This is a genomic window from Yinghuangia sp. YIM S10712 (assembly GCF_051388935.1).
GTDB lineage: Bacteria > Actinomycetota > Actinomycetes > Streptomycetales > Streptomycetaceae > Yinghuangia.
In genome coordinates this window covers 193886-212753 of record NZ_JBPKBI010000001.1, presented here as the reverse complement: position 1 = coordinate 212753, position 18868 = coordinate 193886, and the positions used below count along the sequence as shown (strand labels likewise).

The 18868-nt window shown below is 69.5% G+C and carries 14 protein-coding genes and 1 tRNA gene; 5 read left to right on the top strand and 10 right to left on the bottom strand.

The annotated features are described in order from the left end of the window. The first annotated feature begins 50 nt into the window (after positions 1–50). Positions 51–3506 carry a hypothetical protein gene (locus ACRX5W_RS01055; RefSeq protein WP_436785960.1) on the top strand — a complete coding sequence of 1152 codons (3456 nt, stop codon included), beginning with the start codon at positions 51–53 and terminating at the stop codon, positions 3504–3506. Between the two features lie 212 nt (positions 3507–3718). On the opposite strand, the gene ACRX5W_RS01050 is transcribed toward ACRX5W_RS01055, so the two are convergent. The 5 genes from ACRX5W_RS01050 to ACRX5W_RS01030 all read right to left on the bottom strand — a co-directional run bounded on the left by ACRX5W_RS01050 (position 3719) and on the right by ACRX5W_RS01030 (position 9677). Next, on the bottom strand, positions 3719–4195 hold the full coding sequence (locus ACRX5W_RS01050; RefSeq protein WP_436785959.1) for a heat shock protein transcriptional repressor HspR: 477 nt from the start codon (positions 4193–4195) through the stop codon (positions 3719–3721). A gap of 1 nt (position 4196) precedes the next feature. After that, the gene (gene dnaJ, locus ACRX5W_RS01045) at positions 4197–5366 is read right to left on the bottom strand and encodes a molecular chaperone DnaJ (RefSeq protein WP_436785958.1); all 1170 of its coding nucleotides are present in this window, start codon (positions 5364–5366) and stop codon (positions 4197–4199) included. Positions 5367–5403: 37 nt separating this feature from the next. After that, the gene (gene grpE, locus ACRX5W_RS01040) at positions 5404–6033 is read right to left on the bottom strand and encodes a nucleotide exchange factor GrpE (protein ID WP_436785957.1); all 630 of its coding nucleotides are present in this window, start codon (positions 6031–6033) and stop codon (positions 5404–5406) included. Then, complete coding sequence (gene dnaK / locus ACRX5W_RS01035) at positions 6030–7883, bottom strand: molecular chaperone DnaK (protein WP_436785956.1); 1854 nt, start codon at positions 7881–7883, stop codon at positions 6030–6032. Before dnaK ends, grpE begins: the two co-directional genes overlap by 4 nt. A 135-nt stretch (positions 7884–8018) precedes the next feature. Continuing rightward, positions 8019–9677, bottom strand: a complete 1659-nt coding sequence (locus ACRX5W_RS01030; RefSeq protein WP_436785955.1) for an outer membrane protein assembly factor BamB family protein — start codon at positions 9675–9677, stop codon at positions 8019–8021. A gap of 244 nt (positions 9678–9921) precedes the next feature. Between ACRX5W_RS01030 and ACRX5W_RS01025 the strand changes: the two genes are divergently transcribed. The 3 genes from ACRX5W_RS01025 to ACRX5W_RS01015 all read left to right on the top strand — a co-directional run bounded on the left by ACRX5W_RS01025 (position 9922) and on the right by ACRX5W_RS01015 (position 14283). Next, on the top strand, positions 9922–12294 hold the full coding sequence (locus ACRX5W_RS01025) for a (Fe-S)-binding protein (protein ID WP_436785954.1): 2373 nt from the start codon (positions 9922–9924) through the stop codon (positions 12292–12294). Between the two features lie 170 nt (positions 12295–12464). Then, entirely contained in the window at positions 12465–13352 is an 888-nt protein-coding gene (locus ACRX5W_RS01020; RefSeq protein ID WP_436785953.1) for a Yip1 family protein, read from the top strand. Positions 13353–13650: 298 nt separating this feature from the next. Next, positions 13651–14283: a bifunctional DNA primase/polymerase gene (locus ACRX5W_RS01015; protein ID WP_436785952.1), complete on the top strand. Its 633-nt coding sequence runs from the start codon at positions 13651–13653 to the stop codon at positions 14281–14283. A 244-nt stretch (positions 14284–14527) separates the two neighbouring features. Here ACRX5W_RS01015 and ACRX5W_RS01010 read toward each other — a convergent pair whose 3' ends face one another. Together ACRX5W_RS01010 and dcd are read right to left on the bottom strand one after the other, a co-directional pair. After that, complete coding sequence (locus ACRX5W_RS01010; protein ID WP_436785951.1) at positions 14528–15025, bottom strand: phosphoribosyltransferase; 498 nt, start codon at positions 15023–15025, stop codon at positions 14528–14530. Positions 15026–15040: 15 nt separating this feature from the next. After that, positions 15041–15616: a dCTP deaminase gene (gene dcd / locus ACRX5W_RS01005; protein ID WP_436785950.1), complete on the bottom strand. Its 576-nt coding sequence runs from the start codon at positions 15614–15616 to the stop codon at positions 15041–15043. Between the two features lie 134 nt (positions 15617–15750). On the opposite strand from dcd, the gene ACRX5W_RS01000 reads away from it, so the two are divergent. Further along, positions 15751–15824 (top strand) — tRNA-Gly (locus ACRX5W_RS01000). 50 nt (positions 15825–15874) lie between these two features. On the opposite strand, the gene ACRX5W_RS00995 is transcribed toward ACRX5W_RS01000, so the two are convergent. Genes ACRX5W_RS00995 through ACRX5W_RS00985 form a run of 3 tightly spaced genes read right to left on the bottom strand, consistent with a single transcriptional unit; the run spans position 15875 to position 18854 of the window. Beyond that, positions 15875–17056, bottom strand: coding sequence for a tyrosine-type recombinase/integrase (locus ACRX5W_RS00995; protein WP_436785949.1), 1182 nt, complete (start codon positions 17054–17056; stop codon positions 15875–15877). Continuing rightward, a complete protein-coding gene (locus ACRX5W_RS00990; protein WP_436785948.1) occupies positions 17056–17283 on the bottom strand; it encodes an excisionase family DNA-binding protein in 228 nt (75 codons plus the stop codon). The genes ACRX5W_RS00995 and ACRX5W_RS00990 overlap by 1 nt, the downstream gene beginning before the upstream one ends. Beyond that, positions 17280–18854 carry a replication initiator gene (locus ACRX5W_RS00985; protein WP_436785947.1) on the bottom strand — a complete coding sequence of 525 codons (1575 nt, stop codon included), beginning with the start codon at positions 18852–18854 and terminating at the stop codon, positions 17280–17282. Before ACRX5W_RS00985 ends, ACRX5W_RS00990 begins: the two co-directional genes overlap by 4 nt. Between the last annotated feature and the right edge of the window lie 14 nt (positions 18855–18868).

Sequence of the window (18868 nt, the reverse complement as noted above, 5' to 3'; positions counted from 1 at the left end):
CGCGGCGAAACCCGGGAGACTCCGTCTCCCTCACTGCGGATACTGGGCCGATGGCGATGATCGAAGCTCGGTCAGCAGACGAGGCAGCGCGCGAATTCCTGGCGACTCTCGACCCGTTGTCGTATGTGGATCGGCGGCGAAAGTGCCGGGACCAGGCACGCTCGCTCGCAGCGGACGGGCAACTCGCGCCACTGATCGACGCGCTGCATTCATCAGGCCGGTTCGGGCGCGAAGTCGCGCTGGCCATGGCGGTCGCGGGGCGGGAGGACGCGTACCTCGTCGCGGCGATGCGGGCCGACGAGCACGACCTCGCGAAGTGGGCGGTGCGGGCCGCTGCAAAAGGGGCGGCGTCTGACGACGCGCTCCTGTCGGTCGTGGAAGACGCGCCTCAGGCATTGCGCAAGGTGCTGTATCAGGCCGTCCGCCAAGCGCAGCGGACCTCGGCGGCCGACCGGCTCGTCCTGGCAGTCGCCGAGGCTCACGGTCCGGTCGAGGTCGCCTTCCTGCTGCCTGCCTGTTCGTCGGAGGTCATCGCCGAGTGGCTTCCCCAACTCCCGCACAGCAACGCGTTGTTGCGTGCGGTCGCGCGGCGCACTCCTGACATCGCTCTTGACGTGGCCGACCGAGAACTCGCCGGTCTCTCCGACTCGTTGCGTCGAGTCTGGTGGTCGCGGCACACGCAGGCCATCGCAACGGCCGCCCGCACACATGCACTTCGGGTCATCGACCTGCTGGAGCGCTTCACCGAGCCCGGCAGCGAACTGCCGTGGAGCCTCGCCGGCAGTCTCAGCGCGCTCGTCGCCGCCGACGCGCGGCGTACGGTCGACCTCCTCATCCGCAGCGGAGCAGACAACGCCGACCTTTCCCCAGGCCTCGCGCACCGGCTCGTCACCGCCGACCCGCCCAACCTGGCGCAATTGGGCCGCCTCGTACGCGACGACGACGCCGAGCTCACCCTGCTCCTCCGGGCCACGCCGCCCCGTCACCGCGAAGCGTTCTTCGACGCGGTCCACGCCGACGTCGACATGACCAACCGGCCCATATCCCGCGACGTCCTCGAACTTCTGCCCGCAACAAGGCGGATCGCCGAGGCGCGGCGCATGGCCGCGCGTGCCGAGCGGGCCGGGGAGACCGCCGCGCGTCAGGCTTTCCTGGCGCATCTGCCCTACGACGAGGTACGTGGAGAACTCCTCGCGCAGACCCGGCGTCCCGACGCCAACACGCGCGCGGAGGGCTACCGGGCCCTGATCGGCTGCGCGGCGCGCACGCGCGACCCCGCACGCTTCGCCGCCGCACTCCGGGACGACCTCGCGCGCCTGCGCAAAGAGCAGGATCCCGTACGCGTCGCCGCCATCCACGCCATCGCGGAGGCACCGCCGTGGCTCTTCACCGGCGAGGCCCTCGACGCCCTGACCACCCTCACGAACGACGCCTACGCGGCGCCCGACCTGTCGTCCGCCACCCGCAGTTGGCTCCACGCGCTCGCCGCCCGCATTCTGAGCGCTCACGTCGGCAACGGCGAACCGGCGCTCGTGGAATGGGCGTTGGCGACGATCTGCGACCCCCGTACGCTCGACAACCTCTGGCTGCCCCGCCGGTCGCTGAACGGCTGCGAGACCCGCGTCGTCGAAGCCCTGTGGCCCGCGCTGCGAGCCGCAGCCGACCGCCGCAACTACCGGCCGGTCCTGTCGCTGGCGCGGCAACTCGTGCGCGCGGCATGGGACATCGACGCCTTGCAGGAGGTGCTCGGCGAGGCGGTGCGGCACGGCGACAGCTACACCGTCCAGCTTGCGGCCGAGCTTTGGCTCGCCGATCCGCGCCGACGTGACGCCCGGGTCGCGGAGGTCCTGGCGGCCGACCCGTCCACGATCACGTTCGACTGCGTGCAGAACGCCGTGGCGTGGCGCCGTACGGACCTTCTCGACCCGTTCCTCACCGGCGCTACACCGCCCGGACGCTTCACCCCCCAGGATCCCGACGACGGAGACGACGAGGACTCAGACGACGACCTGGACCACGATCCGGACCACGACCTGGACGACGAGGAAGACGACTCCGGCCCCGAGGACTGGGTGCCCTGGATCGCCGCCGCGTCGAGCCGCTGGGTGCCCCGGCAGCGCGAGGCATACGCCCGGCTTCTGGGCGAGCTCATCGCCCACGACGAGTTCCCCTCCGACGAACGCGCCGACTGGCTTCGCAGCCTCGCACTCGTCCCGGAAGCAGGCCGTCCCGCCGTACTGCGACACGTCGACTCCGACGACCCCCTCGTGCGCGCCGCCGCACTCGGCAGTCTCGCGCGCGTCGAGCGGCATGCCGCGTCTTTGTCGCTGCTCTTGGCCCGCGCCAACACCGACGACGCCCATGCGGCCGTGTACGCCGCAAGCCGCGTGACGCGCTACGTGCCGCCGAGTCGGCTCGGGCCGGAACTGAGCGCGGTTGCCGTCTCCCGAAGCATGAAAGTAACCGCCCGCAAGGAGGCTGTGCGACTGCTGGTGGCCCGGGCCGTAACGGACGGCGTGGAACGCGTTGCCGATGCCGTCATCAGCGACGACGTCCATCCCGATGTGCTGCGCGCCGCGATCGGCGCGGTGTTGTCCAGGCTCGACCGGCCGCGCGCGTGGCAATTGTCGGTGCAGGCGGCCACCGCTCCGCGTGACGTCGCGGTGGCGCTGCTGTCGACGCATCCCCTGGGGGTGGCGGAAAGCCATCGGGCGCGGTTCGCCGCCGTGGTCGCCGCACTGTGCGCACACCCGGACGCCGAGACGCGCCGAGCGGCGTACCGGCGGTTCCCGGTCTGGGCGGGCTGGGCACCGGACCATGTGACGCAACTCCACACCGTGGTACGCGATCTGACCGTGCGCGACGGCTGGAAGGACGCCGCGAACGCCGTACACGCCCTGTACACCGACGGATTCGGCGGCGAAGCCTACGCCGGCACCATCGACGCACTGGCGTCGACGGCCGCAGGCGAAGGCACGAACGCCGGCGCCGACCGCGACCGCCCCGCCGCGCAACGCCTCGCCTACCTCGTTCGCATGGCCCGCTCCTGGGCACGCAACAGCCCCCATGTCGCGGGTGCCGCCGTCCGCACACTCGCCCGGCGGCTGACGGACCGGCACGGGCTGACCCACGAAGGCGTGCTGCTGCTCGCCGAAGCCGTCCCCCTGGGCCATGCCCCGAGCGACGCGGTGACCGCAGATCTCCGCGACCTCGCGCAGCGGTGCGGGGACCGTCCCGTCCTGGCGTTCCGCGCAAGCGAACGCCTCGCGGCCCGCGCGGACGATCCCGCACATGGCATGACGCCGCATCAACTCCTGCCGACCGCAACGGAGTTGACCGCAGAGGGCACAGCGGCAACAGGCTTCTTCGCCCTCGCCCTGATCCGCGCGGTCGGCCCCGAAAGCGGATGGCCCGCCGAATGGCGAGCCCTGGTCAGCACCCTGCGCGCACACCCGGACCCCGACGTACGCGACGCCGCATGTGGCGTCGCGACCGCGCAGGAGTGACGCGGTCGTGTGAGCCCTCTACACGGCACCATGGCTCGTACGAACGACGTGGACGCTCGTTCGATGCGACGTGCTCCCGGCGCGTGTACGGGTTTTCGGCGGCTTCCCAGGCACGGACAAGGTGGACCGTGCTCCTGCTCCCCGATCGCGGTCCCTGACGTGAAAGTGGCCCCGTCCCACCCGGGAACGAGGCCACCGAAATTCTTCCGTCGCTACTCCGCACGCCCCCGCTTCGGGCGCCACACCACGAGTGCGGATGCCTGGGGCTGTACGCGGACGAGGTCACGGCGGTAGGACGCGTGCACCGCGGCCTCGCGTTGTGCCTGGGCCGCGCCCGCTTCGGCAGCCGCGGCCTCCAACTCGGCGACGCGCATGCGCAACGCCTCGACGTGGTTCTCCAGTTCGAGGATGCGCTTGATGCCGGCGAGGTTGATGCCCTCCTCCTGGGAGAGCCGCTGCACCTCGCGCAGCAGCACGATGTCGCGCGCGGAGTAGCGGCGACCGCGCCCGGCCGTGCGGTCCGGGGAGACCAGGCCGAGCCGGTCGTACTGCCGCAGCGTCTGCGGGTGGAGGCCGGACAGTTGGGCCGCGACCGAGATGACGTACACCGGGGTGAGGTCGCTCAGTTCGTACGGTCCCGCCCCGGAGAGGGGGCCGGTGCCCCCGGGGACGCCTCTGTCCGCTCTCATGTCACGCTCCCTTCGCCGCTTCCATGAGGTTCGCACGCGGGTCCTGCGACGCGGTCGCCGCCCGGTACGCCTCCAGCGCCTCCAGCGCCTTCGCGTCCAGGTCCTTGGGGACCGTCACCTCGACGGTGACCAGCAGGTCGCCGCGGGTGCCGTCCTTGCGGGCCGCGCCACGGCCCCGCACGCGCAGGGTCGCGCCGTTCTTCGTGCCGGACGGGAGCTTGAGTGTCACCGGTGCCCCACCCAGCGTCGGTACCGCCACTTCTGCCCCGAGAACGGCCTCGGGGAACGTTACCGGAACCGTGACTGTCAGATTGTCGGCCTTGCGGCCGAAGACCTGATGCGGACGCACATGGACAACCACGTACAAGTCACCGGCCGGACCGCCGCGTTCGCCCGGCGCGCCCTTGCCCTTCAGGCGTATGCGCTGGCCGTCCTGCACCCCCGCGGGCACACGGACCTGCATCGTGCGCGCGCTCTTCCCGCGCCCGCTGCCGTGGCACACGATGCACGGGTCGTCGACGATCAGCCCGCGGCCCTTGCAGTCGCGGCACGGCTCGGAGAAGGCGAACCCGCCCTGGTTGCGGCTGGTCTGGCCGGTGCCACTGCACGTCGGGCACGTCCGCGGCATGGTTCCCGCGGCGGCGCCCGTGCCGTTGCAGTGGCGGCACGGCTCCGAACTGGTCAGGCGGATCGGCACGGTGGCCCCGTCCACCGCGTCGGTGAAGTTGAGGGTGACCTCGGACTCGACGTCCTGGCCGCGGCGCGGCGGTGCCTGCCGCGCCCCGGCCCGGCCGAAGAGCCCACCGAAGAGGTCACCCAAACCGCTTGCGCCCCCCGGTTGTTGGCCGGCCCCCGCGCCTCCGAAGAGGTCGCCGAGGTCGAAGGGGAAGGCGCCGGCCCCGCCCGCACCGCCTTGCGGACGGAAGCCGCCGTTGCCGAACAGCGTGCGCGCCTCGTCGTACTCCTTGCGCCGCTTCTCGTCGGCGAGCACGTCGTAGGCCTCGGAGATCTCCTTGAACCGCTCCTCCGCCGCGACGTCCCCCTTGTTGGCGTCGGGGTGGTACTCGCGGGCGAGCTTGCGGTAGGCCTTCTTGATCTCCGCCGCGCCGGCGTCCTTCGGGACACCGAGGACCTTGTAGAAGTCCTTTTCGAGGTAGTCCTTGGTACTCACGGCGTCCCGCCTCCCTTCTGTCCGGCCGGTCGCATGGTCAGTTGTTGTCCGATTCCGAAGCCGGGGCCTCGGTGGCCTCCGCCGGCTCGGCGACCGCGACGCGTGCGGGACGGATGACCCGCTCGCGGAACTGGTAGCCGGGCTGGAGGATTTCGACGCAGGTCGGCTCGGTGACGTCCGGCGCGTAGCTGTGCAGCAGCGCCTCGTGGACCATCGGGTCGAAGGGCTCGCCCTTCTTGCCGAAGCTCTGGAGCCCCATCTTGGCGACCGTCGACTCCAGCGACTCGGCGACGGACTTGAAGCCGCCGGAGAGTTCGCCGTGGTCGCGGGCGCGGCCGATGTCGTCGAGCACCGGGAGAAGGTCGGTCAGCACCTTGACGAGCGCCAGCTCGCCGGCCGTCTGCCGGTCGCGCTCGACACGCTTGCGGTAGTTCGAGTACTCCGCCTGCAACCTTTGGAGATCGAGCGTGCGCTCGGCCAACTGGCTGCGCACGTCCTCGAATTCGGACGAGGCCGGGGCACCGTTACCGGCGCCGCCCGCGTCGGGGCCGTCCTCGCGGGCGGCCCCTTCCGCAGCGGTGGCACGGACTTCACCGGTCTGTGGGTCGATTCGTCGCTTGTCGCGGATCACCGGCTCCTCGGGGAAGCCGTGCGTCCCCTCCGTCACGCAGCACCACCCTCACGCTTGTCCTCGTCCACGATCTCGGCGTCGACGACATCATCGTCCGCCGACCCCGCGGTGTTACCCGCGGAAGCACCGGCCGCACCCGCGTCGCCCGGCTGTGCGTTGGCGTACATCGCCGAACCCAGCTTCTGGCTCGTGGTGGCGACCTTCTCGGCCGCGTCGCGGATCTTGGCGATGTCGTCGCCCTTGAGCGCGTCCTTCAGCTCCGTGACGGTGCCCTCGACCTCGGACTTGACGTCGCCGGGCACCTTGTCGCCGTTGTCGGCGAGGAACTTCTCGGTGGTGTAGACCAGCTGCTCCGCCTGGTTGCGCGTCTCCGCGTCCTCGCGGCGCTTCTTGTCCTCCTCCGCGTGCTCCTCGGCCTCGCGCATCATGCGCGCGATGTCGTCCTTGGGCAGGCCGGAACCGCCGGTGATGGTCATCGACTGCTCCTTGCCCGTCCCGAGGTCCTTCGCGGACACGTGGACGATGCCGTTCGCGTCGATGTCGAAGGTGACCTCGATCTGCGGGACACCGCGCGGCGCCGGGGGCAGGCCGGTCAGCTCGAACATGCCGAGCTTCTTGTTGTCCTGCGCGAACTCGCGCTCGCCCTGGAAGACCTGGATCTGCACGGACGGCTGGTTGTCGTCGGCCGTCGTGAAGATCTCCGAGCGCTTCGTCGGGATCGTGGTGTTGCGCTCGATCAGCTTCGTCATGATGCCGCCCTTGGTCTCGATGCCCAGCGACAGCGGCGTGACATCGAGCAGCAGGACGTCCTTGACCTCGCCCTTGAGGACACCGGCCTGGAGCGCGGCACCGATCGCCACGACCTCGTCCGGGTTCACGCCCTTGTTGGGCTCCTTGCCACCGGTCAGCTCGCGCACGACCTCGGCGACCGCGGGCATACGGGTCGAACCGCCGACCAGGACGACGTGGTGGATCTCGGAGAGCTGGATCCCCGCGTCCTTGATGACGTTGTGGAACGGCACCTTGACGCGGTCGAGCAGGTCCTGCGAGAGCTGCTGGAACTGCGCCCGGGTCAGCTTCTCGTCCAGGTGCAGCGGGCCCTCGGCGGACGCGGTGATGTACGGCAGGTTGACGGTGGTCTCGGTCGAGCTCGACAGCTCGATCTTGGCCTTCTCCGCAGCCTCGCGCAGACGCTGCAGCGCCATCTTGTCCTTGGACAGGTCGACGCCGTGCGCGTTCTGGAACTGCCGCACGAGGTGGTCGACGATGCGCTGGTCCCAGTCGTCGCCGCCGAGGTGGTTGTCGCCGTTGGTCGCCTTGACCTCGACGACGCCGTCGCCGATCTCCAGCAGCGACACGTCGAAGGTGCCGCCACCGAGGTCGAAGACGAGGATGGTCTGCTCGTCGCCCTTGTCGAGGCCGTACGCCAGCGCGGCGGCCGTCGGCTCGTTGACGATGCGCAGGACGTTGAGGCCCGCGATCTCGCCGGCTTCCTTGGTCGCCTGCCGCTCGGCGTCGTTGAAGTACGCCGGGACGGTGATCACCGCGTCGGTGACCTTCTCGCCCAGGTACGCCTCCGCGTCGCGCTTCAGCTTCTGCAGGATGCGCGCGCTGATCTCCTGCGGCGTGTACTTCTTGTCGTCGATCGCCACGGTCCAGTCCGTGCCGATGTGACGCTTGACCGAACGGATCGTCCGGTCCACGTTCGTGACCGCCTGCCGCTTGGCGACCTCTCCGACGAGCACCTCACCGTTCTTCGCGAAGGCCACGACGGACGGTGTGGTCCGGGACCCCTCCGCGTTGGTGATGACGGTCGGCTCGCCGCCTTCGAGAACGCTGACGACAGAGTTCGTCGTACCGAGGTCGATTCCGACCGCACGTGCCATGTTGGGGACCTCCGAGGGAAAGATTGAGTGGTACGGGCTCAAGGATGAACGACCGGTTCAACCGCGTCAAACCGCTTGAGTATTCCCGACTCAACTTTACTGATCCGAAGTGCGCATGGTCGTGGAACGACCGCGTCACGGCGCCCCGAAAACCTGGACCACGGCCTGCGAACTCCGCCCGCTGAACAGCACCACCCGCCCGCCCGCGACGGTCACCGTCCCCTCGCGGTCGAAGGCGAGGTCTTCGGAGACCAGTTCGTGGACGACCGCCGGGGGCCCGCCCGCGAACGGGAAGCGCAGCAGCGTCGCCCGGCCGGAATAGCTCTCCGAGATGATGAACAGCACGCCCTGCCCGTCCACCGACACCGGGGTCGGGTAGCCCGGCAGCCCCGCCGGCGCGGACCATGTGCGCTTGCCGGTGGCCAGGTCGTACGCCCCCACACTGCGCGGATCCTGCGCCGCACCGAGAGCGGCGTAGAGGACACCGTCGCGCACGAGGACGCTCCCCGCGTGGCGGTTGGTGTCGTGCAGGCTGCTGCGCTCGAACACGATGGCGTTCTCTTCGCCCACCGGCAGCTCAGAGACGGCCTTCAGGGAGTCGTCGTACACGATGATCTTGCCGTCCCTCTCCCCGAGCGTGCCCGTGGCGTTCCATTCGTCGAAGACGACGACGGGCGACGCCGAGAGCAGGCTCGGCCAACTGTCGGGGCCGTTGTCGAGCGCGACCTCCCCCCGCAGCGCCCCGGTCGCGATGTCGAGGACCGCGACGCCGCCGACGTACTTCACCGAGTACGTGTCGTCGCGCTGCAACGTCACAGCGACGTTCGCACCGGACACGAGCACATCTCGAACATCCCAGTTATCGCGATATATGCCGTCCCCGGCCTCGGGCGCCGGCCACGTCCACAACTGGGCGCCGCTGCGCAGGTCGTACGCGAACACCGACGACGCGGCAGCGACCACGGCCTTGCCGCCGTCCGCGCTCAGCGCCATCTCCCAGGCGGACTCGAACTCGGCGATCCGGTGCGTCCACAGGACGGTGCCCTGGTCGAGGTCCACCGCAAAGACGGTGTCGCAGTCGCCCGAAGGGCCTTCCGAACCGATCAGGCCGACTCCGCCGACGGGCTGCGCGACCGATTCGCAGATGGTCAGGGGGGCCGGAAGCCCGGCGACGGGAGCCGCCTCGGCGCCGGTCGCCGAGTCGTACACCGCTATGCCGGTCTCCCCCACCACGAAGACCTTCGTCTCCCCGACCCAACCGCCGCGCCGATCGCCCGACTTGGACGCGCCTGCGCCCGCGGGGGTCCATGCCTCGTGCAGTTCGACGGGTGCCGCTTTCGGGGCGGGCGGCACCGACGGTTGCGCGGCCCCGGACGCGCCCGCGGGAGGAGCCGGGCTCGCCGAGGAGGACTTGCCGTCGTCGTCGGACCCCGAGAAGGCGAACCACGCGCCGATCCCGGCGACCAGGGCCAAGGCCACGCCCGACGCGACCAGCGCCGAGCGCTTGCGCCGCGCCCCGGGGGGTGCGGGCGGAGCGGGCGGGTACGCGGGTGGGTATCCGGGCGGAGCGGGGGGATGCCCCGGCCCGCCCGGCTGCGCGAACCGACCGAACTGACCCGGCTGCCAGGACGGAGGCGCGGGCGGCTGCACCGCGGCGTTGGACGGCGGCGAAGGCGTCGTCTCGGGGCCCGGTTGGCGGCTCGGCTGGTGGCTCGGCCGCGGCGGCGGAGGCGTCGGCTCGGGGCCCGGTCGGTAGCTCGGCTGCGGCGGCGGAGGCGGCTGCTGGTCGGACATGCGCCGGATGCTAGATCGGCGCGCGCTCCGGCTCATCGGAGGCACAGATGGGGAGGTGGCGCAAGGGCGCATCACGCGCCATGACAGCATGACGGTAAGGAAGGCTGACGGGCCGATTATCGACCGTGATGGAGATCATTCGTTCGGCGGATTAGTTACTTGTCGGTAAGATCCCAGCACGGCCTTACGCTGACGGCCGTAATACGCCCCGGAAGGGACGTCCCACCGGAGGAGCAGAACCGCGATGCAGCTTGCCGCCATCGTCATAGCGCTGGTCATCAGCGTGGTCGGCTTCGCCCTGCTCGGGCGCGCCGCCGCGTACATCTATCAGTACGTGAAGCTCGGTCAACCGGTACTCGGTCGCTCGGGACCGGTCGGCACGCGCCTCGCGAACATGCTCACCGAGATCCTGGGTCACACCCGGATGCTCAAGTGGGGCATTGTCGGCTTCGCCCACTGGTTCGTCATGGTCGGGTTCGGGGCGCTGTTCCTGACCCTGGTCACCGCGTACGGCCAACTGTTCGACGCCGAATTCCACCTGCCGATCATCGGTCACTGGGTGGTCTGGAACTTCTTCGAGGAGTTCATGGGTCTGACGACGATCCTGGCCATCGTGGCGCTGATCGTCATCCGTCAGCTCAATCACCCTCGCCTGGCAGGACGCAAGTCGCGCTTCGCGGGTTCCACGTTCTGGCAGGCGTACTTCGTCGAGGGCGTCGTCCTCGGTGTCGGCCTGTGCATCATGACGCTGCGCGGACTGGAAGGCGCGATCAACGGCGAGGAGTCGTGGAACGCGCACTACCCGTTCTCGTACCCGCTGGTGAAGGCGTTCGAGGGACTGTCGACGGGCAGCCTGGAGAACCTCATCTACGTCGTCGCGATGCTCAAGATCGTGATCTCCATGGGCTGGGCGACCACCATCGGCCTCAACCCCTCGATGGGCGTCGCGTGGCACCGCTTCACGGCGTTCTTCAACATCTACTTCAAGCGCGAGCAGTCCGGCGGTGTCGCGCTCGGCGCGCTCCAGCCGATGACCTCCGGCGGTCAGCCGATCGACTTCGAGGACCCCAAGGACGACGACATCTTCGGCGTCGGCCAGGTGGAGCACTTCTCGTGGAAGGGCCTGCTCGACTTCGCGACCTGCACCGAATGCGGACGCTGCCAGTCCCAGTGCCCCGCGTGGAACACCGGCAAGCCGCTGTCTCCCAAGCTGCTGATCATGTCGCTGCGTGAGCACGCGTTCGCGAAGGCCCCGTACCTCCTCGCCGGCGGCGGCAAGGACCTCGGCGGCGACGAGAAGGGCACCGAGGAGCAGCTCGCCAAGGTCCCCGCGGCGGCCCTCGCGGAGGCCGAGCGCCCGCTCGTCGGGACCGCGGCGGACGGCGGCATCATCGACCCCGACGTGCTGTGGTCGTGCACGACCTGCGGCGCCTGCGTCGAGCAGTGCCCGGTCGACATCGAGCACGTGGACCACATCGTCGACATGCGCCGCTACCAGGTGCTGATCGAGTCGGCGTTCCCGTCCGAGGCGGCCACGATGCTCAAGGGCCTGGAGAACAAGGGCAACCCGTGGGGCCTCGCGGCCAAGGCGCGCCTGGACTGGACCAAGGAGCTCAAGAAGGCCACCGGCATCGAGGTGCCGATCATGGGCCAGGACATCGAGCCGTCCGAGGTCGAGTACCTCTACTGGGTCGGCTGCGCCGGCGCGCTGGAGGACCGCGCGAAGAAGACCACCAAGGCCTTCGCCGAGCTCCTGCACATCGCGGGCGTCAAGTACGCGATCCTCGGCAAGGAGGAGTCGTGCACCGGTGACTCCGCCCGCCGCCTCGGCAACGAGTTCCTGTTCCAGATGCTCGGCGCGCAGAACGTCGCGACGCTGAACATGGCCTTCGGCGAGGACGACGAGGACGAGTCGACCAAGCTGCCCGCGTCGAAGAAGCGCATCGTCACCACCTGCCCGCACTGCTTCAACACGATCGCGAACGAATACCCGCAGCTCGGCGGGCAGTTCGAGGTCATCCACCACACGCAGCTCCTGCAACACCTGGTCGACGAGGGACGCCTCGTGCCGGTGGGACCGGTCGAAGGGCTCATCACCTACCACGACCCGTGCTACCTCGGGCGGCACAACAAGATCTACACACCGCCGCGCGAAATCATCGCCAAGGTTCCGGGCCTGCGGAACGAGGAGATGCACCGGCACAAGGAGCGCGGCTTCTGCTGCGGCGCCGGCGGTGCGCGCATGTGGATGGAAGAGCGCATCGGCAAGCGCATCAACAACGAGCGCGTCGACGAGGCGCTGGCGCTCAACCCGGACATCGTCTCGACCGCGTGCCCGTTCTGCCTCGTCATGCTGTCCGACTCGGTCACCGGCAAGAAGCAGAGCGGCCAGGCGAAGGAGTCGACGCAGGTCGTCGACGTCTCGCAGCTCCTGCTTCAGTCGGTGAAGGCGCCGGAGCTGGTGGGCGCGGCCGTGGGTTCGGGCACGGCGGATGCCGCCGGATCCGCACCGGCCGCCGGTTCGGCGAACGGGACGTCCGCCAACGGCACTTCGCCGGCTGCGGAAGCGTCCGGGACGCCCGGTGCATCCGACGCGTCGGGGGCCGAGGCGAAGTAACTTCCTCGCGATCGGGATCGTTCAGCGAACGCTCGATCCGCGGACGAAAACGGCGGTGGACCGGTCGGGTCCACCGCCGTTTTCCGTGCTGGGACACGGGGTTGCACCGGCTCGGCAACAACTGCGCTCCCGCCGCAGCGCCGCTTCCCGCACACCGGTACCTTCGGGGTGTGACCGGCAACGACCGCTACCCATACGAGCCGTACGACGCGTACGACCCTTACGGCCAGCAGCCCGAACCGCCCGTGCAGTACGACCAGTACGGTCGGCCGCTGCCGCAGAACCGGCCCCGGCCGCCGCAGTCCAACGGGTCGCCGCAGCCGCCGCCGGCTCCCGCGTCCGCGTACAGCGCCGGTCCGCTCGCGCTGCCCGACGAGACCAGCATCTACGTCTACGGCGAAATGCCCGCCGGCTACACCCAGGTAACGCCCGCCGTACCACCGCCCACCCCGAGGCGGTCCGAACGGAACCAGGGCTACCCCGGCCAGCCGTACGCCCCGCCCGCCGCACCCGCGCGCCCGCTCATCTGGCAGGAAGTGCTCAGCGGCCTGGCCACGCGGCCGCTGTCGACCCTGGACCGGGCCCGCGACCAGGCCTTCTGGTGGCCGGCGCTGATCGTCTCGGCGATATGCGGCGTGCTGGCGATGATCGCCAACGACACGGCACGGGACCAGATCCTCACCAGCACCCTGAGCACAAGCGTCCCGGCGGTGCTGATCAGCGCGGTGCTGGTGCCCGCGTTCCTCCTCGTGCTCGGCTGGGTGTCGACGATCCTCGCCCGGTCGCTCGGCGGGAACGGCGACGCTGGCCCGTTCATCACACTCGCCGCTCTCACCACGTGGCTGGCCGATGCCCCGCGGCTGGTTGTGTCGTTGTTCGCGAACGACGAGAATACGGCTCTCTTCGCTCTCGGGCTCGCGTCCTTGGCGCTCACCGCGTGGCTGCTCACCGCCGTCGCGATGCGCGTACACGAACTGCCTTGGCCGCGCGCCCTGGGCGCGGTGTCGGTCCAGCTGATCGCTCTGCTGGTCGCGTTGAAGCTCCCGGTGACCGGCTGACGGTACCCGAGGAAATCACCGCGAACCGGATGAACCAGCCGGTCCGAGCAAAGCGGACCACAAGCGGACCACCCGGACCACAAGCGGTCACAGACGGTCCTCGGATGGATCTTCCCGTCGCGTGCGCGACGCGGTTTCCTCGTTTCAGTCGGTGATTCCGTCGGTCTCACCGAACCACGACGAGAAGGAACGGCACATCCAGCACACGCGACCACGCGGCGGTCCCTCACTCAGGTGCGGGGCCTGTCGGCTCCGGACCAGTCACGGGACGTCCGACCGCCGCGGTTAAGGACCGGACATGCTCGTGCGGAGACGCACCCGGGCGGCACTCCAGGCAGCCGCCCTCTTCTACGCGACGGACCGAGGCTGGCCCGTGGTGCCCGGCGCGTACGTCGACCAGGGCCGCTGCTCCTGCCGGTCACCGCGCTGCCCAGAGCCCGGCGCCCACCCCGGCGACGGGGCCGACGTCACCGCGGCCAGCCGCTCGGCGGACGTGATCAGGGCGTGGTGGGGGCGGCGGCCGTACTCGGTCCTGCTCGCCACCGGGCTCGAATTCGACGTCCTCGACGCCCCCGCGCACGTCGGCTACGCGGCGATCCACGAGCTGGGACATCTCGGGTTCGCATCGGGGCCGGTGGTGCATGTGCCCTCCGACCGACTTCTGTTCCTCGTACGCCCCGGCGCCCGCGACGTCTACTGGTACACGATCGACCACAACGACGCCGCACACGTCGACGTACGCCACCACGGCCTCGGCCACGTCACCCCCGCCCCGGCCGGACCCGGCGGCTTCGGCGGCGTGGAACCGCGCTGGGCCGTCGCCCCCGACCCGGCCGACCGGCGGTTGCCCGAAGCCGTGGAAGTCCTGGGCACGCTCGTCCGCTGCTGCCTCCAGGACCCGACCGCGCCCGACACATGCATGAGGAGGTGAGTGGTTGAACGCTGCCTGCCCACCCGGTCCGACCGCCCGCCGCGCGGCCGCCTTGCCCGGCCAGGCCACGCACGCACCACCCGACCCGGCACCGCCTGCCGGGTCCAGGACCGGCGTGAGCACCGCGTAGTCCCGTGCGCCGCCCCCGCCGCCCTCGGAGCCGCCCACTCCGTCGGCGTCGGGGTCGGCGGCGTTTGCGTTTCTCTCGGCTGTCCCCGGGTGGTTGTCTCAGCCGCTTCCGCGTCTACGCGTCGAGGACCTGGCCGTCCCGCCGGGCCACAGGCGGCAGCACCGACCACGGGAAATTGATCCAGTCCTCGGTGTACTTCCATACGTATTCGCACTTCACGGACGACTGCGGCTTCTCGTAGATCACCGCACACCGAACATCGGCGACGGCGTCCTCGCAGAAGTCCCTGACCAGCCTCAAGGTGTTGCCGGTATCCGCGACGTCGTCGGCGACCAGCACCTTCTTGTCCGTGAAATCGATGATGTTCGGCACCGGTGCCAGCATGATCGGCATTTCGAGCGTGGTGCCGACGCCCGTGTAGAACTCCACGTTGATCAGGTGCAGGTTCTTCACATCGAGTGCGTACGCCAGCGCCCCGGCCGCGAACACCCCGCCGCGGGCGATGGAGAGGATGATGTCCGGCTCATAGCCGTCGGCCACCACTCGCGCGGCCAACTCCCGTGTGGCTGCGCCGAGGAGATCCCAGGTCAGATTCTCACGCACATCGGACATGCCGGAACGCCCCGATCAGATAGGGGTGCGATGGAAATTCTGGAACGACCGCGACGCCGTCGGCCCCCGCTGCCCCTGATAGCGCGACCCGTACACCGAGGACCCGTACGGAAATTCAGCCGGCGACGACAACCGGAACAGGCACAGCTGCCCGATCTTCATCCCGGGCCACAACTTGATCGGCAGCGTCGCCACATTCGACAGCTCAAGCGTCACATGCCCCGAGAACCCCGGATCGATGAACCCCGCCGTCGAATGCGTCAACAACCCGAGCCGCCCCAGCGAACTCTTCCCCTCCAACCGGCTCGCCACATCGTCGGGCAACCGGATGACCTCATACGTCGACGCGAGCACGAACTCCCCCGGATGCAGGATGAACGGCTCATCCCCCTCCGGCTCGACAAGCCGCGTCAGATCCGGCTGCTCCACAGCGGGGTCGATATGCGGATACCGATGGTTCTCGAAAACCCGAAAAAACCTGTCAAGCCGGACATCGACACTGGACGGCTGGACCATACCCGGCTCAAAAGGGTCGATCCCCACCCGACCGGCGTCGATCTCCGCACGAATGTCCTTGTCCGAAAGCAGCACACAGCGAGCGTAGTCGCTGCCCAGACCAGACACCCAACCGCCGTCCCCAACCCCGGCCCCTGTGGAAAGCCGCTGCACCCGCTCCGCCCCATCGGGTACAGTGTGACCCGCGAGACCCTCAGAGGGACCGCTGCGCGGGCGTAGTTTAATGGTAGAACATGAGCTTCCCAAGCTCAGAGCGCGAGTTCGATTCTCGTCGCCCGCTCCAAGGTAAAGGCCCAGGTCAGAGACCCGGGCCTTTGTTGTTTCCTGCAACTGTCAAGCGTCTCGTGCCCTAGGCGTGCCCTTAGCGTGCCCGTCGGTCGGTCCGGTGCCCTTGCCACGGTCACGGTCACGGCGTACCTTCGCGTCCAGGCCGTCCGCGATCTCGCGTTGCCGCTCGTCGGTCGAGTGCTGATAGATCATCGCGGCCCGCTCGGTCGAGTGGCCGGCGCGGACCATCAGCTCTTTGAGCGTCGCGCCCGACTGTGCAGCCAGCGTGTTGCCCGTGTGCCGCAGGTCGTAGAAATGGAAGTCGTCAGAAAGGCCGACTGCGGTACGCGCCTTGCGCCACTTTCGCCCGAACGTCGACCGCCGGAACGGCGCGCCTTTCTCGCCGACGAAGAGCAGTCCGTCCGGTTCTTTCTCCGCGAACCAGTCCAGGTGCCGCTTCACTTCGAGGTCCAGGAACGCCGGGTAGACGACCTTGCGCCGTCCCGCCGCCGACTTCGTCTCACCGGTGACCCGGCGGCCCGTGGTGAGTTCGGGCGACGCTTGGGTGATGGACAGCGTCCGCGCTTCGGTGTCGACATCCTCGCGCCGGAGTTCGGCTTGTTCTTCCGGCCGGAGTGTCGCGTACGCCGCGAAGTAGACCATCAGCCGCCAGCGAGGCCCCACCGCGTCCGCAAGTGCGTCGACCTGGGCGACGGTGGCGATCGACCGTTCGGGAGCCGACTCACGCCCGCCGTTCTTGATCCGGCACGGGTTGCGCCGGATCAACTCGTCTTCCTCGAAGGCCGTTTGAAGGATGCCCTTGAGCAGGCGGTACGACTTCGCGACCGTCGTCGCCCCCGTCGCCCTCCTGCGTTCCGCGTGCCAGGCCCGGACGCGCGGAGGCGTGATCTCGTCGAGGTCGAGGGCCCCGAACGTCGGAAGGATGTGCAGACGCAGCAGCCGCCGGTACAGCTCTTCCGTGGTCGCGGCGAGTTCGCGTTCCTCGACCCACAGCAGTGCGTACGTTTCGAAGTTCACCGCGCCAGCGTCTGGGTCGCGCCAGCTCTGTTGCTTGATCTCGGTCTGCTTGGCAGCAAGCCAGTCGTCCGCATCCGTCAACGTCTCGAACGGATCGGGCGCCGAGTAGCGGGCCCCGTCCGGACCGGTATACCGCGCCTGATACTTGCCCGACGGCAGCCGACGAATCGCACCGAAAGTCCGACGGTTCTGCTTACGCTTGCGCGCCATCAGGCAGCCCCCCGCCACCGAGGCCGAACGCGACGCCGCACCGGCTCAACCGTGTTCGCGAGCAGATACGCCTCAAGCACGCTCGCCCGAATCCGGACGTGCGAGCCCACCTTGACGTACGCGATCCGCCGTTCCGCGATCAGTCGCCGCGGGAAGCGCTCTGTTGTGCCGAGCAGTTCGGCCGCTTCCTTGACCGTCAGCAGGCGGTCAGTGTTCTTCGCGGTCATGCCGCCCTCCCCCGAGTTGCCGAATTTTCGTACTGTCCGTCTGCCGCCGCTCTGGCCGCGTCGAGTGCGTTCCGCCAGCGCACGCGTTCGGAGACCGCTCTTAAGAGGCGGTGTGAGATGGACGGGACGTCGGGGTCTGATGGGGCCGCGTGTTCCCAGACGTAGCGGTTGGGGTCGTCGCCTTGGTCGGCCATCTCGCCGAGGAGGTCGAGGACCCAGGCGCGTCGTTCGTGCTTGTGGTCGGCCAGGGACTTGCCGGACCACTTGCGGGAGACCAGGACCCGGCGTCCGCCGTAGCCCAGGTGCGTGCGGCGGTGAGCTTTCGCCTTGCAGTGGCCCGGCCGCATGCCATCGCGTGCGTTCTTCGGTTGGACGCCGTACCGCAGCCAGTTCGCGCACGCAGGAGAGCACGGTTCGTACCGGAGTTCGTCCATCAGCCGGTCGACGTGCGCGCGTTCGGCGTCGCTCGCCGGCTCGTGGCATTCGTGCGCGGACTTGTTCAGGTATTTGGCCAGGTAGCCGATGCAGCGGCGCGCGTCCGCCGAGCCGACGAGGACGCCCTTCGCGTCGACCTGCACGCCGAACCGGGCGACGTGGACCGGTTCCGCGTCGTCGTCCGCGTCCAGGTCGTCAAGCGCGTCGTCCCAGGTGGGCAGTGCGACGCCGGTTTCCGCATCGACGTACGCCTGTTGTTCGTCGTCCCAGGCCGGGGCCGCGTCGTCGGCGTACACCGGCTCATCGCAGTTCGGCCACCACACTTGGTGGTACGTCGCCGCCGCGACTTGCCGCAGCTCCGCCCGGGACACGGTCCCGCGGATCGCGAGGTGAATGTGTGGCGCCAACCGCCGTTGGGGTTCGACGGCCGCGAAGTATTGGACATCGAAGCCGACGAAGCGCCGCAGGTTCTGAATGAACCGGTCCACCAGCTTCGAGAAGTGCAGGGCGTCACGCGCGGCCCGCCGGTAGTCGTACGACGTCGGATCGACCGGCGTTCCGTCCGACCGCACCCGCCCGTACGAGGGCAGGGTGAGCGTGACGAACAGCGACGGCCGGAACGTCTTCCCGTCCGGTGTCGTGTACGCCTTGCCGACCGTCCGCGCCTCAACGGGCCGCCTAGGCAGGTCGACCACGTCCTGTCGTCGCCGAGTCGACCGCACCCGACGGGATGTCTTGTCCGGGTCCACCTTGCCCCGCACGCCCGTGGACGCGATCTCCTCATCGAGCGCCGCCAGGTCCTCACCGAGCTGTTCGCGTTCGGCCCCGCCGGCCGCGTCATGCGCCGCGGTGAGGTCCGCGCGGCTTTCGACCAACCACCGCTGCCAGTCGGACGGTTCGTCCGCCGCAAGGTCCGGTTCCTCGGTCAGGTGCCATCCCTCGCGGCACTGCGCCATCCGAAGCTGCCGCTTGCGTTCCGCGCACGACGGGCACACGCTCGCCAACGTCGCCCCACACGGGACATCGATGATCTCGACAGCCCCCGTCGTGATGTCCGTGCGCCGCAGCGCGACCGGACGGATGCACACCCCGTGTTCGAGGGCAGCGGCCCGCACGACTGCTTTCGCGAGAGGCATGCGGGCCCGCTCCG

Bases quoted from the DNA above. Each gene is read 5' to 3' on its own strand.
- ACRX5W_RS01055 (WP_436785960.1), top strand. From the start codon at position 51: ATGGCGATGATCGAAGCTCGGTCAGCAGACGAGGCAGCGCGCGAATTC.
- ACRX5W_RS01050 (WP_436785959.1), bottom strand. From the start codon at position 4,195: ATGAGAGCGGACAGAGGCGTCCCCGGGGGCACCGGCCCCCTCTCCGGG.
- dnaK (WP_436785956.1), bottom strand. From the start codon at position 7,883: ATGGCACGTGCGGTCGGAATCGACCTCGGTACGACGAACTCTGTCGTC.
- ACRX5W_RS01030 (WP_436785955.1), bottom strand. From the start codon at position 9,677: ATGTCCGACCAGCAGCCGCCTCCGCCGCCGCAGCCGAGCTACCGACCG.
- ACRX5W_RS01025 (WP_436785954.1), top strand. From the start codon at position 9,922: ATGCAGCTTGCCGCCATCGTCATAGCGCTGGTCATCAGCGTGGTCGGC.
- ACRX5W_RS01015 (WP_436785952.1), top strand. From the start codon at position 13,651: ATGCTCGTGCGGAGACGCACCCGGGCGGCACTCCAGGCAGCCGCCCTC.
- ACRX5W_RS01010 (WP_436785951.1), bottom strand. From the start codon at position 15,025: ATGTCCGATGTGCGTGAGAATCTGACCTGGGATCTCCTCGGCGCAGCC.
- ACRX5W_RS00995 (WP_436785949.1), bottom strand. From the start codon at position 17,056: ATGGCGCGCAAGCGTAAGCAGAACCGTCGGACTTTCGGTGCGATTCGT.
- ACRX5W_RS00990 (WP_436785948.1), bottom strand. From the start codon at position 17,283: ATGACCGCGAAGAACACTGACCGCCTGCTGACGGTCAAGGAAGCGGCC.
- ACRX5W_RS00985 (WP_436785947.1), bottom strand. From the start codon at position 18,854: ATGCCTCTCGCGAAAGCAGTCGTGCGGGCCGCTGCCCTCGAACACGGG.